A 15823-nucleotide genomic window follows, 5' to 3' on the forward strand; every position below is an offset into this window, starting at 1 on the left:
TCTGAGGCACCGATTTTTGCATCATCGCCGGGTGAAAACTGTAAATTTCAGGAATTTCTACGGAAATTGGTTGACCAGTTTGTGCCTGGTGCGCTGTGAGTACTAGCTATTTGCATGCGAGCGGCTAGACAGTGCCTCGCGGGCGACTACTTTTTATCAGGGCAGATAAAGTCATTCACCAGGGTACCCAGGTTGTGTTCGAGCATCTAGACGCCGTTTTTCTCGCGCGGGTGCAGTTTGCATTTACCGTGTCTTTCCACTTTATTTTTCCGGCTTTTTCCATCGGTCTGGCCAGCTATCTGATGGTGCTGGAGGGACTGTGGCTAAAAACCGGCCGCGGCGTCTATGCAAACCTGTATCGCTACTGGCTGAAAATCTTTGCGGTGGGATTTGGCATGGGTGTGGTGTCGGGCATCGTGCTGTCCTACCAGTTCGGCACCAACTGGTCCGAGTTTTCCCACAAGGCCGGTCCGGTGATCGGCCCGCTGATGGGGTATGAAGTGATCACAGCCTTCTTCCTTGAGGCGGGGTTTCTCGGCGTGATGCTGTTTGGTATCAACAAGGTGGGTAAGCGCCTGCACTTTTTCGCGACCTGTATGGTGGCGCTGGGTACTTTCGTTTCCGCGTTCTGGATTCTGTCGGTGAATTCCTGGATGCAGACACCCGCGGGCTTTGAAATCAATGATCAGGGCCAGTTTATTGTTGGCGACTCCTGGTGGGACGTAATTTTCACCGCGAGCTTCCCATACCGATTGGTACATACGGTCACTGCGGCGTACCTTACCACCGCATTTGCAGTGGGTGGTGTCGGTGCCTGGCATTTGCTCAGGGATCGCAGTAATGCCGGCGCCCGCAAAATGTTTTCGATGGCCATGTGGATGGCGGTAATTGTCACCCCGGTGCAGATCCTGGCGGGGGATATGCACGGGTTGAACACACTGGAACATCAGCCGGTAAAAGTGCTTGCGATGGAGGGGGATTTCGACCCCAGTCCCGATGGCGCTCCGTTGATCCTGTTCGGATTTCCGGACGAAGAGGCGGCCAAAGTGCACTACAAGGTTGCCATACCCAAGCTGGGTTCGTTGATTCTTAAACACGACCCGAATGCGCCATTGCCGGGTCTGACAGATTTTCCGCGCGAGGAGTGGCCGCCGGTCGCGGTGGTATTCTGGTCTTTCCGGGTGATGGTGGCGATCGGCTTCGCCATGCTGGCGCTGGGAATCTGGAGCCTGATCGCACGGAGGCGAAAGCGCCTGTACGTGTCGCGGAGTTTGCATCGGGCTGCTGTGTGCATGGGCCCTGCCGGGTTCGTGGCGGTAATCGCCGGCTGGATCACTACCGAGGTCGGTCGTCAGCCATATACCGTATACGGCTTGATGCGAACGGTGGATTCCGCCTCGCCGCTGGATGCGCCGGCGGTGGCGGCGTCGCTGATCGCCTTTATCGTGGTGTACTCGGCAATTTTTGGTATGGGGATTTTTTACCTGCTGCGCCTAATGGCGCACCCGCCGAGTCGCGGTGAATCAGGGCCGGACAAGGTACCGACTTACGCTGCGGGTATCACGCCGGCATCGAGCCTGGCGCCAGCCACGTCAGATCACGAGGGAGGTACCCATGGAAAGTCTTGATCTACCACTGATCTGGGCGGGGTTAATCTGCTTTTCCGTCTTTGCTTATGTGGTGCTGGATGGCTTTGATCTGGGTGTTGGTATTCTCTCTCCCGTACTGGCACCGGGGCAGGAGCGCGACCAGGCGATCAATTCCATTGCCCCGTTCTGGGATGGGAATGAAACCTGGCTGGTCATGGGTGGTGGCGGACTTCTGGCGGTTTTCCCCCTTGCGTATTCCATCATCCTGCCGGCGACCTATCCACTGATGATCGCCATGCTGCTGGGGCTGGTATTTCGCGGAGCGGCATTTGAATTCCGTTGGCGGGATCCCGCCCACCAGCCGCTGTGGGATCTGGTAATTACCGTGGGCTCCACCGTGGCAGCGCTGGCACAGGGCATTACCATTGGTGCCATCCTGCAGGGTATTGAGGTGGAGAACAACGCCTATGCTGGCGGTTGGCTCGACTGGCTGAGCCCGTTCAGCGTGCTTACCGGTATTGCTGTGGTAATCGGTTATGCGCTGCTGGGTGCCACCTGGTTGATTCGGAAAACCGAGGGTGGATGCCAGCGGCATGCACACCGTCTCGCCTACGGGTTGGGGATAGCCACCGTAGGGGCACTGGTTGCGGTAAGCCTGGCAACTCCGTTTCTGAGTAATGAATACTGGCGCCGCTGGTTTGAAATGCCCCAGGTCCTGTTAACCGCGCAGGTTCCTTTACTGGTGATTATCTGCACCGGTGTATTTTTCTGGAGCCTGAAAAAGGGTCATGAACTGCTGCCGTTCCTGATGGCGCTGGCGCTGTTCCTACTGGGCTTTATCGGGTTGTGTATCAGTATTTTTCCCAACATGATTCCGCCGTCGATTACGCTCTGGGAGGCCGCCGCGCCGCGCGATAGCCAATTGTTTTTACTGGTGGGCGCGGTGTTTATCATTCCGGTGATCCTGGGGTATACCGGGTGGGCCTACTGGGTGTTTCGTGGCAAAGTCGGCACCGAGGGTTATCACTGATGAAGCAGGAAGGTGCCACCTGGAAGCGGCTGGGCTGGATGCTGGCAATCTGGTTGATGAGTGTGTCGGCGCTGGGCGGTGTGTCACTCATTCTGAAATGGTGGCTGGCGCCCTGAAGCTGGCCCCGGCCGACACCCCCGTTTCTTTTCACTCATATCTGCGTAGACTCCGCCCGCAACCTCACAGAGTGACGCTTCTTAAGATGCATCATCCACAACCCAATAATCCCCTGCACGGTGTAACGCTGGAAACCATCGTGTTGCAGCTCGAGCAGCACTACGGCTGGCAAGGGCTTGCGGATCGTGTGCCGGTAAATTGCTTCTGCAATGACCCCTCGGTGAAATCCAGTCTGAAGTTTCTGCGTAAAACCCCATGGGCCAGGGAAAAGGTAGAGGCGCTGTATATCGCGACTTTTACCGACAGTAACCCCTGGAAAACCTAACCGGCGAAAGGATGCTGATGTGCCCTACCTGATACGGTGTTTGTTGATTGCCGCGACTATGTTGATGTCCGCCTGTACCGGTGTTCCCGATGGTGTGGAACCGGTGGAGGATTTCGAGATCAACCGCTACCTGGGTACCTGGTATGAAATCGCGCGTCTGGATCATTCCTTCGAGCGGGGCCTCAGCCAGGTAACCGCTCAATACAGCCTGCGTGAAGACGGCGGTGTGAAGGTAGTGAATCGTGGATTTGATGCCGAGAACGCCAAATGGCAGGAGGCGGAAGGCAAAGCCTACTTCGTCGATGCTCCGAATGTGGGGCACCTGAAGGTCTCATTCTTCGGGCCTTTTTATGGCTCCTATATCGTGTTTGAGCTGGATGAGGACTATCGCTACTCCATGGTGTCCGGGCCGGACCGTTCCTATCTTTGGTTGCTGTCGCGCACGCCCACGGTACCGGACGCAGTGTTGCAGCGGTACGTGCGCCGGGCGAGAGAGCTGGGTTTTGACACGGAGGCACTGATTCTAGTGGCTCAGAAACCCCAGAAGTAATCCGGCGCCACCGCACTAGTGAAACAAATGAGGTACTACCGTTCCCGGTACCGGGAGCCTGGTGTTTTCAGAATGCGGTCGCAGCAGCCTTTCCTATACTCCCTGTAGCGGAGCATTTTGCGGGCGGGAGGCGGCGTGGGCGCAGGTATTTCAAATTCCGGGGTGAGATCCAATGGCGGTGAGCGCGCCGATGATTTTCCGGCAGCCGATCGGCGCCGATTCATTCGCACGCAGCTCTACCTCGGTTGTGGACTACTGACAGGCGCCAGCTCCCTACCTGCGGTACAGGCGGACAAGCTACCAGACAGCGCCAAAGAAGCCGGGCACCGGCTCAGTAAATTTTTCTCTGTGTCGCAGAAACTTCTGCATCCACTGCCGGTGAATACTCATATTGATCGCCGTGTCGCCACACGCCTGTTGGCTGCCCTGAACAGCGAGTATCCATCCTTTGCCCAACAGCTGGATCTCCTGCCTGAAGACCCGAGCTCCGCGGATCGCCGCTCGCCGGTGGCGCGGTTGATTGTCGCCGCCTGGTATCTGGGTACGGTGGGTAAGACGCTGGTAACCTTCGAGCGCGCCTTGATATATCGGCTCACCGCTGATGCGCTCCCGGTACCCAGTTACTGCACCGGTAAACCGGGCGACTGGTCCAGTGCACCCAACCTGAAACTCGGGAGGGTCTAGATTTTGGCAGGCAAGGAAGCCGAATTCGTCGTGGTCGGGTCCGGGGTGGCGGGCGCCCTGGTGGCGAATACGCTCGCTAAAGCGGGTAAATCGGTGATTATTCTCGAGGCTGGGCCCCGCATACCCCGCTGGCAGACTGTGGAACGTTTTCGCAATCAGCCAGACAAGTCTGACTTTATGGCGGCCTACCGCTCACCGTCCTGGGCACCGCATCCCGAATATGGCGAGTTTGCCAATGACTACCTGATCCTCAAGGGCAGCCACCCGTTCAATTCTCAGTATATTCGCGCGGTAGGTGGTACCACCTGGCACTGGGCGGCTTCCTGCTGGCGCTTTCTCCCCAGCGATTTCAAATTAAAAAGCCTTTACGGTGTGGGCCGTGACTGGCCTATCGAGTACAGCGATCTGGAACCCTGGTACCACCGTGCAGAGCAGGAGCTGGGGGTCTGGGGCCCAAAAGAGGAAGACCTGGGTTCACCCCGCAGTACCGGCTACCCAATGCAGCCGTTACCGCTGTCATTTAATGAAGCCCGCGTAAAAAGGCGTATGAACAGCCACAATCCCGCCTGGAAAGTGGTCACCGAGCCGGTGGCACGTAATAGCCGCCCGTACGATGGCCGCCCCACCTGTTGCGGGAATAACAACTGCATGCCCATCTGCCCCATCGGCGCCATGTACAACGGTATTGTGCACGTGGATAAGGCGGAGGCGCACGGCGCCGAATTGATTCACAGTGCGGTGGTAAACCGGTTGGTGAGTGAGGGCGATCGCATTATTGCCGCGGAGTACAAGGACCCCATGGGCATGGATCATCGGGTTTCCGGCAGGCACTTCATCCTCGCCGCCAACGGTATCGAAACGCCAAAACTGATGCTGATTTCCTACGGCCGCAAGCACCCCACCGGTGTCGGTAATCGCTCCGATATGGTGGGCCGCAACCTGATGGATCACCCGGGCACCGGCGTACATTTTTACGCTGACGAGCCTCTATGGCCGGGCCGTGGACCCCAGGAAATGACCTCGGTGGTTGGTTTCCGGGACGGCGAGTTTCGCGCGGAGTATGCCGGTAAGAAGTTGCACCTGTCGAATATGTCTGCTGTGGAAAAAACCGCCCGCGGTGTACTGCGCCAGCAGGATACGATCAATATTCCCGAGCTCAACACACGTATCCGCGAACGCGCGGCCCGTTACGTGGAGTTCAACAGCTTCCACGAAATACTGCCGCAGCCCAACAACCGGATTCGTCCCAGTACCTCAGAGAAGGATGCCAGCGGTATACCGCGCCCGGAAATCACTTACAGCATTGACGATTACGTGGCGAAGAGTGCTGCGCACACCCGGAAAACCTACGGGGAAATCGCTAGAGTGATGGGCGGCACCGATGTCACCTTCAGTGATGAATTCGCGCCCAACAACCATATTACCGGCACCACCATTATGGGGGCCGATGCGGCGGACTCGGTGGTGGACAAGGACTGCCGCACCTTCGACCACCCCAATCTATTTATTGCCGGCAGCTCCGTAATGCCCACGGTGGGCACCGTCAATGTCACCCTCACCATCGCTGCCCTCGCCCTGCGTCTGGCGGATACCCTGCTCAAGGAGGTGTGATGATGGGGGTGCGTGGGATGTGGCTGGTGGCTGTCAGTTGCCTGCTGCCGGTGGCGCTACTGTACGCGCAGGAGGTATGGGACAAGGCGGCAGTGTCGGAAGTGAATACGGAACTGAACCGGCCTGAACTGATTGCGAAGGGGCGTTACCTGGCGATCGCCGGGGATTGTCAGGCCTGTCATACCCGCACCGGTGGTACTCCGTTTGCGGGCGGCCGCCCCATGTCCATTCCAATGCTCGGCACGCTTTACAGCAGCAATATCACCCCGGATATCAACACTGGTATCGGCACCTGGACACTGGAGGAGTTTGACCGCGCGCTGCGCCAGGGAGTCGGAAAGGGTGGGCGCAACCTCTACCCCGCCATGCCCTATGAGTCTTACACCAAAATTACCGATGCCGATATTCAGGCACTGTATGCCTATTTTCTGTTTGGTGTGGCACCGGTCCACGATACGCCGCCGCCGAACAAAATCCCACGGGCACTGAGCGCACGCTGGCCACTGAAAATCTGGAACTATCTGTTCACACCCACCGGGCCCTTCGAACCCGATCCGCAACAGAGTGAGTCCTGGAACCGCGGCGCCTACCTGGTTCAGGCTCTGACACACTGTGGCGAATGCCACACTCCCCGCGGGCTGGCATTTCAACAAAAGGCGTACGATGAAACCGAAAAAGGTTTTCTCGGGGGAGGACCGGTGCTGGATGGTTGGGAGGCCTACAACATCACCCCGGATCGCGATAGCGGCATTGGGGACTGGAGTGCAGAGCAGCTGACCCAATACCTAAAAACCGGCCACGTTAATCGCCTGGCGCAGGCCGGTGGCCCCATGGGGGAGGCCATCCAGTTCAGCCTTTCCCGGATGAATGATGGAGATATCAACGCCATGGTCACCTACCTGCGCACCATTCCGCCGGTCAAAGGCAAAGCGCGGGTCCCCCGTCAGCAGCGCGGATCTCCCGCCACAGACGTCATCATCATGCGCGGCAATCCTCTGGTGCACGAGCTGAATCCGAAGCTGAGCGCAGACGGCTCGCGTCTGTATCTGGGGCTGTGTGCCGCCTGCCACGGGGTGGATGGCACCGGCAGCAAAGACGGGTACTACCCGTCACTGGTACACAACTCCACTGTGGGTGCCGAAGACGACCACAATCTACGTCAGGCCATACTGAAGGGCATACGCCGTACAGTGAATGGTGAGGAAATCATGATGCCGGGGTTTGCCGATGAGCTGAACGAAGAGCAGCTCAAACGGCTGATGTTCTACCTGCGCAAGCAATTTGCCGCCCCGCAAAAACAACAGTGACCGAGCGGTGGGTAGCGCCGGCTACAGACCTGGCTGCATCTTTCTGGCCTTGTCGTTTTTCCCCTTCTCCGCACGCGTATCCCGGTCGCCCCAGTAGTGATCCAGGTGCAGGTCGGGATCGCGGCGATCCTCCTGCAGGGCCTGCAGTAACTGCTCGCGATAAATCTTGGTTTTTGCCACGTGCTGGGATTCATCGCGCCAGTAGGGGAACAGTGACTCCAGCATACGCTGGTCATGCTGTTTGAATTTGCGCGCGGAGCGCTGGGCCTGGTGCCTGGAGAGGCCCAGCAGCTGCAGCGCACCGGCGCCAATTTCCAGGGCGCTGTCCACCGTTTCCCGGTAGATGTATTTCACCCCGGCTTCCATAAGCGCGTACTGGTGCATACGATTGCGCGCCCGCGCGAGAATGGTGAGATGCGGAAAGTGCTTCTGAATGCGGCTGATGATTTCCAGCGATGCGGCCTGATCGCTGAGGGTAAGGATAACGATCTTCGCGTTGTCCGCTCCCGCGGCGTGCAGCAGGTCCTCCCGCGATGCGTCGCCGTAATAGGCCTTGATACCGTAGCGGCGCACCAGTTCGAGTTGTTCTGCGTTGTGTTCCAGCAGGGTGGTATCGAAACCACAAGCGTTCAGCAGGCGCCCGGCAATCTGGCCGTAGCGGCCATATCCGATAATGATGACCGGCGACCCATCATCGTGGGGTGCGCTGTCCGCGACGTCCGGCTGGCGTGGGCCACTGAAAAAACGCGGCTGGATCAGTTGCTCGTAGGCCAACAGTAACAGCGGTGTAAATGCCATCGACAGAGCGATCAGTGCAATCAGCACGCTGCTTACATCCGTCGGCAGCACATGGTTCTGACTGGCATAGGCCAGCAATACGAAACCGAACTCCCCCGCCTGTGCCAGCGATAGCGCAAATAGCCAGTCTTCCCCCCGCGCCATACCGCGCAGGCGCGCCAGGGCAAACAGAATGGCGAATTTCACCAGTACCAGCAGTGCCAGCAAGCCAAGCAGTAGCAGCGGCTGCTGCATGACCAGTGCCAGATCGAGATTGGCGCCAACGGCAAGGAAAAACAGCCCCAGCAGCAGACCCTTGAAGGGTTCGATATCCGCTTCCAGCTCGTGGCGGAACTCGCTATCTGCCAGCACCACACCCGCGATGAAAGTACCGAGGGCCGGGGACAGGTTCAGCGCCGACATGATCGCCGCGGCACTCAGCACGATCAGCAATGCACAGGCGGTAAACAGTTCCCGGGTGCGAGTGCCGACCACAATGCGCAGCAGCGGCGTGAGCAGAAAGCGCCCGGCCAGAATCAGACCGGCCACCGCACCCAGCACCGCGAGTGCATAGGTCCAGCCCTGCAGGCCGTCCGGGTTGCTGGCAATCTCTACGGTAGCCAGCAGCGGCAGCAAAGCCAGAATCGGAATGACGGCAATATCCTGAAACAACAATACGCTGAACGCGTTGCGTCCGCCCTCCGTTTTAAGCAGGTCTTTTTCCGACAGCGACTGCAATACGATAGCGGTGGAGGAAAGTGCGAGCACCAGACCCACAGCGGTCGCGGTGCGCCAGCCAAAGTCGAACAGCGCCATCGCCAGACCGCAGATCGCAAGCGCGGTCAGCAGTACCTGGGCCCCGCCGGTACCGAAGATGGCGCCACGCAGCGCCCAGAGTTTCCGCGGTTGCAGTTCCAGACCGATGAGAAACAGCATCAGCGCCACGCCGAATTCTGCAAAATGCAGTTCTTCACTGGTATCCCCCACCAGGCCAAAGGTGTGGGGGCCGATCAGAACCCCGGCGACCAGATAACCGAGCACCGAGCCAAAGCCCAGCCGCTTGGCCAGTGGTACCGAAACCACCGCAGCGGCGAGAAAGATAACGGTCTGTATCAGGAAATTGTCGTGCGGCATGGCGAATCTTATAGGCTGTAACGGGGCCGCGGTGCGGCAATTTTAATCGGATTGTGGTGTCGGTGGCGTACCTTCGGAAAAGCTGGCCTCGCGACTGCGGCGGATAAGTGGAGCGATGGTGGAACCCTGAACCACGATGGAGAAGAGTACCACGCCATAGGTCATCACCACCCACAGGTGGCGCAGATCGTGGGTGACATCTTCGCGAACGCCATCCACCACATAGCCGGCGGGAATTGACATCGCCAGTGCCAATGCCAGGCCACCGCGCAGGCCACCCCAGATCAGGATGCGTTCTGTGTAGGGGTGGTAGCGGCGGTGGCGCTTCAGGAACAGGAACGGCAAACCGACCGCCACCACCCGCCCCAGCAACACGATCACGATAGCGGCGACGATCAGTAGGTAGTCGATGGGCTTGAAGTCGATGGTGATCAGGAACAGACCCACCATCAGGAACAAAATCCCGTTAAGGAATTCCTCGGTAATGGACCAGAAGTTATCCAGCTCGTGCTGGCTCATGCGTGAGAAGCCTTTTTCCCGGGTGAAGTTACCGATGATGATTCCGGCCACCACCATCGCCAGAGCACCGGACACCCCGAGCATATTGGCCGCGGCAAAACCGGCAGTGGGTATCACCAGGGTCAGCAACAGTTCCAGGCTGTGGTCGTTGGTGGAGCAGATCAGCCAGTGAAACAGGCCACCAATGGCGAGGCCCAGTGCAATACCGCCGAGGGCTTCCACCATAAACAGGTGGCTGATCGCCGCCACGGTAGGCTCGGTGCCCTGGAACGCCAGCGCGTAAATCACCGCGAACACCACCATGCCAAAGCCGTCGTTGAACAGGGACTCTCCTTCCACCTGAATCGAAACCTGCTCCGGTGCCTTCATGCTTTTGATGATCGCGAGCACCGCGATGGGGTCGGTGGGAGAGATCAGTGCGCCAAACAACAGGCAGTACACCAGTTCGACCGGCATACCGATCAGGCCGAAAAAGAAATACAGCATGTAGCCGACTGCGAAGGTCGAAATCAAAGTGCCGACAATGGCCAGCAGGGTGATTTCCACTTTCTGATTGCGCAGCATTAGCAGGTCGATATGTAGGGAGCCAGCAAACAGCAGGAAGCCCAGCATCCCCTTCAGCAGCAGATCCGGTAGATTCATCAGCGGCAGCAGCTGCGCCACCCAGTCGCGCAGTTCGACCACTTCCAGTTTGCCGAGGCCGGTGACGATCAGGGAAAGCGCCAGCGAGCCAGCGGTGATGGCGATGGTGGTCTGGGTTCGCAACACATACTGGTTGATAAATCCCAGAAACACGGACACCGCGGCGAGAAAACAGAAAATGTAATAGACGTCCATGTGTGCGCGGGAACTCCAATACCGGGGCTTACCAATAAAAAACGATGGGTTGCCAGAAACTGTAAGAGCCCGCCCGGCAGGCAAACAGCGCAGGCTGACTCGCGTGCCGGGTAGGCGCCTGGCAAATCAGGCGCTCATCAAACAGAGTGTGTAGAACCCCGCGTCACTTCAATCGGTCAGTGTGCCGCTATTGTAGTCGCGCACCGCCTGCTCGATCTCTTCGCGAGAGTTCATGACAAAGGGCCCGTAGTGAGCGACGGGCTCGCCCAGAGGAGCACCGTGCAGCAACAGCAAACCCGTGCCCTTGTCTGGCGCGCGCAATTGTATGGAATCACCGTCACCAAACAACACCAGATTGCCTCGATCGACCACACCGCGCCCAGTGTCCAGCGCGCCGCGGTAAATATAGGCCAGCACCGAATGGGATCGCGGGACTGGCAGGATGACTTCCGTGCCAGCATTCAGGCGCAGATCCGCAACCGAAGCCTCCGCCGCCGCCTCCAGTAGCGGGCCACATTCTGGCTCACCGCCAATCTGCCACTGGCCGGCGATCAGCCGGATCAGCGAGCCGTCCTCATCCAGTGCGACTTCCCGCACCTGTTCCGGATGAATATCCCGCCAGGCGGGTTTGCTCATCTTGTCCTTCGCCGCCATGTTGATCCACAGCTGGAAGCCGTGCATTCCACCCTCCCCCTGGGATGGCATTTCCGAGTGGATAATGCCGCGGCCAGCGCGCATCCACTGGGCGCCGCCTTGGTGAATGGCGCCCCGATTGCCCAGGTGATCCTGGTGCTCGAACTCGCCGCTCAACATATAAGTGAGGGTTTCGATACCGCGGTGCGGGTGTGGCGGGAATCCGGCGATATAGTCGTCGGGATTTTCCGAGCGGATCTCGTCGATCATCAGAAACGGGCTGAAGTCCGGGGACTGGAAGCCCGCCACCCGATGAATCTTCACACCGGCGCCGTCGGCAGATGGATGGCCCGCCACAACCCGGGTTGCGGGACGAATACGGGCGTCGCCCGTGCTGTTCTCAGTGACCTTGTGTGTGATATTAGGCATGGTTCTGCTCCTTCATTTCGGGCAGTATAGGCCGATAAAATCGCCAGAAAATGGCAAATAATCGCAGCTAATATTCGACAGGCTCGATAGATTAACTGGATTTCCGTATTGCTCCGCGGAATCATCCTCACAACCCGGACAAAGGACAGTCAATGGCCAAGGTAACGCTGGAACAGTGGCGTATGTTTCAGGCAGTGGTGGAATACGGGGGCTTTTCCCAGGCCGCAGATGCGGTGCACAAAAGCCAGTCGTCGATCAATCACGCGGTGCACAAGTTGCAGGAGAGTCTAGGCGTAGCGCTGCTGGAGGTACGCGGGCGCAAGGCGGAACTGACCGATGCCGGGCGCGTGTTGCTGAACCGCGCCGGTGGATTGCTGGATGAGGCGGAGGCACTGGAGTCCGTTGCCGCCAGTCTAGCGGAGGGGACCGAGGCGCAGTTGCGTCTGGCGGTGGATGTGCTGTTTGATTACGAGGCGCTGTTCAACGCGGTGGAGCGCTTTGCTAGTGAGTACCCCCATACCCGACTGGAAATTCGCGAAACGGTGCTCTCCGGTGGGGAGGAGCTGCTGCTGCAACAGGAAGTGGATTTCATTCTTACCGCGCGGGTGCCCCAGGGATTTGTGGGGATGCCCGTCTCGCGAGTAAAGTTTGTGCCGGTGGCCCACCCTGACCACCCGCTGCATCACTTGGGGCGGCCGGTTAACCGCGAGGACCTGAAAGCGGCGCGGCAGATCGTGATGCGGGATTCCGCGTTGAAGAACCGCCAGGACGCTGGCTGGCTCGGATCGGATCAGCGTATCACCGTCACCAACGTGCATACCTCCATTGAATTGATCGAACGCGGACTGGGCTTTGCCTGGCTGCCGCAGACCCGCATTCGCGATTCCCTCTCTGCCGACCGCCTGTTACCTCTGCGCACCGAAGAGCCTTGGGAGCGGGAAGCCACCGTCTATCTGGTGTACGCTGACCGCGACCGTGCCGGCCCCGCAGCCTGCCTGTTGCTGCGCGCGCTGCGCGAAGGCCTGCCGCTGGTCGAGTGATGGCACCGGCTGATTGTCGCTGGGTTACCAATGGTTAGAAGGGATGGAATAGATGGCAAGTGAAAGCGCTGAAATCCGCTGGGGCATTATTGGCTGCGGCGATGTCACTGAGCTGAAAAGTGGCCCTGCGTTCAACAAGGTGGCCGGCTCAAAACTGCTTGTGGTAATGCGCAGGGACAAGGAAAAGCTGCGCGATTACGCCGCTCGCCACGGTGTGCCGAAAACCCATGCCAGCGCCGACGATCTGATCAACGATCCGGAGATTGATGCCATCTATGTGGCGACCCCGCCGGGGAGCCATCGCGAGTATGCCCTGAAGATAGCAAGTGCCAACAAACACTGTTGTCTGGAAAAGCCCATGGCGCTCAACTATGTCGAGTGTGAGGAAATCGCCGCGGCGTTCGACGGGCTGGATGCACAGCTGTTTGTGGCTTATTACCGCCGCTCCCTGCCCCGCTTCGCACAGGTGAAACAGTGGATTGATGGCGGTCGAATTGGCGCCATCCGGCATATCAACTGGAGCTATGCGCGCACGCCTTCCGCCGCGGATCTGTCACCGGAGTACGACTGGCGCACCGACCCGGCGGTATCCGGTGGTGGGCACTTTGTCGATCTGGCCTGCCACGGCCTCGATCTGTTTATTCACCTGGCCGGTGACATCGCCGACGCCCGCGGTATCGCGGTCAATCAGCAGAATCTGTATGACGCTGAAGATGCGGTTTCCGCCTGCTGGGTATTTGAAAATGGCGCCACCGGTGCCGGCTTCTGGAATTTCGGCGCCAGTGACTACTGTGACGAGGTGGTGATCTACGGCGCCAAAGGCACAATCCGCTTTTCCGTGTTTGCGGAGAATCCACTGCAGCTCGAAGCGGGCGATGACCGCGAAACCGCCGATATTGCCCACCCTGAGAATATTCAGTTTTTCCATATTGAAAATATGGTGAAGCACCTGAACGGCGCGGGCCGGCACCCGGTCGCCGGCTCTGAGGGCGGCAAGGCCTCCCGGGTCATGGACCAGATTCTGGCGGGGTTTGGCTAAACCCCGCTTTCCCGTATTTATTCAAATTCCCTGCTAAAAAATCCCTTCTAAAAAGTCGATCCTTTCCGTCGAAAAACTGCGGTTTTCATTGCGAAATCTCGAATTACACTAAATAGCGTTATCACTCCATACACTTGCTCCTTTGATACCCTGTTTGAGGGACCTTCACGAGGACTTCGTTATGAACAGCCCTGTACTTTGCGATTTCACTAAGCTGGTGGGACGTATTCTGATGTCCGTAATGTTTATCGTTGCCGGCTACAGCAAGATCGGCGCCTATGCCGGAACCCAGGAATATATGGCCTCCGCCGGTGTGCCCGGATTTTTTCTGCCATTAGTAATCCTGCTGGAGCTGGGTGGCGGTCTCGCCATTCTGTTCGGCTTCTTTACCCGCTGGGTGGCACTGGCGATCGCCGCCTTCTGTCTGATCAGTGCATGGATGTTCCACAATGTGCCCGGTGATCAGATGCAGCAGATCATGTTTATGAAAAATATCACCATTGCCGGCGGCTTTTTGATTCTGGCTTGCGCTGGCGCGGGCCGATTCAGCTTCGACCACGCCATGGCCAAAGTGAAGAGCAAATAAGGAGACGCTGCGATGGGACTGCTGGTAAACGGCGAGTGGAAAGACAAGTGGTACGACACGGACAAAAGTGGCGGTGAGTTCGAGCGCGAGGCGGCGCAGCTGCGCAACTGGATCACCGCCGATGGTAGCGCCGGCCCCAGCGGCGAGGGCGGCTTCGAGGCGGAGAAAGGCCGCTACCACCTCTACGTTTCCCTCGCCTGTCCCTGGGCCCATCGCACCCTGATATTCCGCAAGCTCAAGGGCCTCGAAGACTACATCGACGTTTCCGTGGTCAGCCCCTACATGATGGAAAACGGCTGGACCTTCGATAAGGACGAAGGCAGCAGTGGCGATCATCTATACAGCAGTGACTATCTGCACCAGATCTATACCCGCAACCGCGCGGACTATTCCGGGCGGGTGACGGTGCCGGTGTTGTGGGACAAAAAGCGCGAACAGATCGTCAGTAACGAGTCCGCGGAGATCATCCGCATGCTCAACAGCGCGTTCAATAAACTGACCGGCGACGAGCAGGACTTTTATCCACAGGATCTGCGCGGGGACATCGATGCCACCAACGCGCTGGTTTACGAAAACGTCAATAACGGTGTGTACCGTGCCGGTTTCGCCACTAGCGCCGAGGCCTACGAGGCCGCTTACCACCGGCTGTTTGAAGTGCTGGAACAGCTGGAGCAGCGCTTGCAGAGTAACCGCTACCTGACCGGTGATCGCGTGACGGAAGCGGACTGGCGACTGTTTACTACACTGATCCGGTTCGATGCCGTGTACCACGGCCACTTCAAGTGCAACAAGCAGCGACTGGCGGATTATTCCAGCCTGTGGGGCTATGTACGCGAGCTTTACCAGTGGCCCGGGGTCGCCGACACGGTGGACTTCCACCATATCAAGACCCACTACTACGCCAGCCACCGCAATATCAATCCCACCGGCATCGTGCCCGTGGGTCCGGAGCTGGATTACGCCGCGCCCCACGGTCGCGGATGACTGTCACGATCAGCACGATCAGGAGGAAACCATGAAGCTGTTTTACGCCCCCGGCGCCTGTTCTCTGTCCCCGCATATCGTCGCCTGCGAGGCGGGTATCGATCTGCAACTGTGCAAGGTCAACCTGAAAACCAAGGAGCTGGAAAGCGGCGGCGATTACACCGAGGTGAACCCCAAGGGCTACGTGCCGGCGCTGCAGCTGGAAGGTGGCGAGCTGTTGACCGAGGGGCCGGCCATCGTGCAGTTTCTGGCGGAGCAGAAGCCGGAACAAAAACTCGCCCCGGAATACGGCTCCCTGGATCACTATCGGGTGCTGGAGTGGCTGAACTACATTTCCAGCGAAATTCACAAGACCTTTGGACCCCTGTTCTGGGGCGGTAGTGACGAGGAGAAATCTGCCGCCAAGGAGAAACTGGCCAAGCGCTTCCAGTATGTGGAAGACAATGTGGCCGGGGATTATCTGATGGGCAGCGATTTCTGTATCGCCGACGCCTACCTGTTTACCGTGTACAACTGGTGCAGCAAGGCGGATGTGGATACCGACAGCTGGCCCAGGCTCAAGGCCTTTGCCGAGCACATGCGCCAACGCGAAGGGGTGCAGAAGGCACTGAAAGCGGAAGGTATTAACTGAA

At 58.6% G+C, this 15823-nt stretch carries 16 protein-coding genes; 13 read left to right on the forward strand and 3 right to left on the reverse strand.

What is annotated here, in order from left to right; translation table 11 throughout:
* Positions 1-194: 194 nt before the first annotated feature.
* The 8 genes from AAFH99_RS02780 to AAFH99_RS02815 all read left to right on the forward strand — a co-directional run bounded on the left by AAFH99_RS02780 (position 195) and on the right by AAFH99_RS02815 (position 7213).
* Positions 195-1628, forward strand: a complete 1434-nt coding sequence (locus AAFH99_RS02780; RefSeq protein WP_043319881.1) for a cytochrome ubiquinol oxidase subunit I — start codon at positions 195-197, stop codon at positions 1626-1628.
* Positions 1615-2619: a cytochrome d ubiquinol oxidase subunit II gene (cydB, locus tag AAFH99_RS02785; RefSeq protein ID WP_043319882.1), complete on the forward strand. Its 1005-nt coding sequence runs from the start codon at positions 1615-1617 to the stop codon at positions 2617-2619. Before AAFH99_RS02780 ends, cydB begins: the two co-directional genes overlap by 14 nt.
* A complete protein-coding gene (locus AAFH99_RS02790; RefSeq protein ID WP_081848121.1) occupies positions 2619-2735 on the forward strand; it encodes a DUF2474 family protein in 117 nt (38 codons plus the stop codon). Before cydB ends, AAFH99_RS02790 begins: the two co-directional genes overlap by 1 nt.
* 86 nt (positions 2736-2821) lie before the next feature.
* Entirely contained in the window at positions 2822-3061 is a 240-nt protein-coding gene (locus AAFH99_RS02795; RefSeq protein ID WP_043319883.1) for a VF530 family DNA-binding protein, read from the forward strand.
* Positions 3062-3119: 58 nt separating this feature from the next.
* On the forward strand, positions 3120-3611 hold the full coding sequence (locus AAFH99_RS02800; protein ID WP_051687258.1) for a lipocalin family protein: 492 nt from the start codon (positions 3120-3122) through the stop codon (positions 3609-3611).
* A 135-nt stretch (positions 3612-3746) separates the two neighbouring features.
* Positions 3747-4295 (forward strand): sugar dehydrogenase complex small subunit, encoded by a 549-nt coding sequence (locus tag AAFH99_RS02805; RefSeq protein WP_051687259.1) that lies wholly within the window; start codon positions 3747-3749, stop codon positions 4293-4295.
* Between the two features lie 3 nt (positions 4296-4298).
* On the forward strand, positions 4299-5906 hold the full coding sequence (locus AAFH99_RS02810; protein WP_406828592.1) for a GMC family oxidoreductase: 1608 nt from the start codon (positions 4299-4301) through the stop codon (positions 5904-5906).
* Complete coding sequence (locus AAFH99_RS02815; RefSeq protein WP_406828593.1) at positions 5906-7213, forward strand: c-type cytochrome; 1308 nt, start codon at positions 5906-5908, stop codon at positions 7211-7213. The genes AAFH99_RS02810 and AAFH99_RS02815 overlap by 1 nt, the downstream gene beginning before the upstream one ends.
* Before the next feature lie 21 nt (positions 7214-7234).
* Here AAFH99_RS02815 and AAFH99_RS02820 read toward each other — a convergent pair whose 3' ends face one another.
* The 3 genes from AAFH99_RS02820 to AAFH99_RS02830 all read right to left on the reverse strand — a co-directional run bounded on the left by AAFH99_RS02820 (position 7235) and on the right by AAFH99_RS02830 (position 11542).
* Positions 7235-9124, reverse strand: a complete 1890-nt coding sequence (locus AAFH99_RS02820) for a monovalent cation:proton antiporter-2 (CPA2) family protein (protein ID WP_406828594.1) — start codon at positions 9122-9124, stop codon at positions 7235-7237.
* Positions 9125-9166: 42 nt separating this feature from the next.
* Positions 9167-10480 carry a sodium:proton antiporter gene (locus AAFH99_RS02825; protein WP_043319886.1) on the reverse strand — a complete coding sequence of 438 codons (1314 nt, stop codon included), beginning with the start codon at positions 10478-10480 and terminating at the stop codon, positions 9167-9169.
* A 168-nt stretch (positions 10481-10648) separates the two neighbouring features.
* Entirely contained in the window at positions 10649-11542 is an 894-nt protein-coding gene (locus AAFH99_RS02830) for a pirin family protein (RefSeq protein WP_406828595.1), read from the reverse strand.
* A 152-nt stretch (positions 11543-11694) separates the two neighbouring features.
* Between AAFH99_RS02830 and AAFH99_RS02835 the strand changes: the two genes are divergently transcribed.
* The 5 genes from AAFH99_RS02835 to gstA all read left to right on the forward strand — a co-directional run bounded on the left by AAFH99_RS02835 (position 11695) and on the right by gstA (position 15822).
* Positions 11695-12582: a LysR family transcriptional regulator gene (locus AAFH99_RS02835; RefSeq protein WP_043319887.1), complete on the forward strand. Its 888-nt coding sequence runs from the start codon at positions 11695-11697 to the stop codon at positions 12580-12582.
* Positions 12583-12634: 52 nt separating this feature from the next.
* Entirely contained in the window at positions 12635-13621 is a 987-nt protein-coding gene (locus AAFH99_RS02840; RefSeq protein WP_406828596.1) for a Gfo/Idh/MocA family protein, read from the forward strand.
* A 181-nt stretch (positions 13622-13802) separates the two neighbouring features.
* On the forward strand, positions 13803-14207 hold the full coding sequence (locus AAFH99_RS02845) for a DoxX family protein (protein WP_043319889.1): 405 nt from the start codon (positions 13803-13805) through the stop codon (positions 14205-14207).
* Positions 14208-14219: 12 nt separating this feature from the next.
* Positions 14220-15191: a glutathione S-transferase family protein gene (locus AAFH99_RS02850; protein WP_043319890.1), complete on the forward strand. Its 972-nt coding sequence runs from the start codon at positions 14220-14222 to the stop codon at positions 15189-15191.
* A gap of 31 nt (positions 15192-15222) precedes the next feature.
* On the forward strand, positions 15223-15822 hold the full coding sequence (gene gstA, locus AAFH99_RS02855; RefSeq protein WP_406828597.1) for a glutathione transferase GstA: 600 nt from the start codon (positions 15223-15225) through the stop codon (positions 15820-15822).
* Position 15823: the final 1 nt, after the last annotated feature.

It is taken from the genome of Microbulbifer sp. ARAS458-1, from assembly GCF_045348205.1.
Classification (GTDB): domain Bacteria; phylum Pseudomonadota; class Gammaproteobacteria; order Pseudomonadales; family Cellvibrionaceae; genus Microbulbifer.

What these genes read in the sequence shown, in the direction of transcription:
- cydB (WP_043319882.1), top strand. Translation starts at nt 1,615, where the DNA reads ATGGAAAGTCTTGATCTACCACTGATCTGGGCGGGGTTAATCTGCTTT.
- AAFH99_RS02790 (WP_081848121.1), top strand. Translation starts at nt 2,619, where the DNA reads ATGAAGCAGGAAGGTGCCACCTGGAAGCGGCTGGGCTGGATGCTGGCA.
- AAFH99_RS02795 (WP_043319883.1), top strand. Translation starts at nt 2,822, where the DNA reads ATGCATCATCCACAACCCAATAATCCCCTGCACGGTGTAACGCTGGAA.
- AAFH99_RS02800 (WP_051687258.1), top strand. Translation starts at nt 3,120, where the DNA reads ATGTTGATGTCCGCCTGTACCGGTGTTCCCGATGGTGTGGAACCGGTG.
- AAFH99_RS02815 (WP_406828593.1), top strand. Translation starts at nt 5,906, where the DNA reads ATGATGGGGGTGCGTGGGATGTGGCTGGTGGCTGTCAGTTGCCTGCTG.
- AAFH99_RS02820 (WP_406828594.1), bottom strand. Translation starts at nt 9,124, where the DNA reads ATGCCGCACGACAATTTCCTGATACAGACCGTTATCTTTCTCGCCGCT.
- AAFH99_RS02825 (WP_043319886.1), bottom strand. Translation starts at nt 10,480, where the DNA reads ATGGACGTCTATTACATTTTCTGTTTTCTCGCCGCGGTGTCCGTGTTT.
- AAFH99_RS02830 (WP_406828595.1), bottom strand. Translation starts at nt 11,542, where the DNA reads ATGCCTAATATCACACACAAGGTCACTGAGAACAGCACGGGCGACGCC.
- AAFH99_RS02835 (WP_043319887.1), top strand. Translation starts at nt 11,695, where the DNA reads ATGGCCAAGGTAACGCTGGAACAGTGGCGTATGTTTCAGGCAGTGGTG.
- AAFH99_RS02840 (WP_406828596.1), top strand. Translation starts at nt 12,635, where the DNA reads ATGGCAAGTGAAAGCGCTGAAATCCGCTGGGGCATTATTGGCTGCGGC.
- AAFH99_RS02845 (WP_043319889.1), top strand. Translation starts at nt 13,803, where the DNA reads ATGAACAGCCCTGTACTTTGCGATTTCACTAAGCTGGTGGGACGTATT.
- AAFH99_RS02850 (WP_043319890.1), top strand. Translation starts at nt 14,220, where the DNA reads ATGGGACTGCTGGTAAACGGCGAGTGGAAAGACAAGTGGTACGACACG.
- gstA (WP_406828597.1), top strand. Translation starts at nt 15,223, where the DNA reads ATGAAGCTGTTTTACGCCCCCGGCGCCTGTTCTCTGTCCCCGCATATC.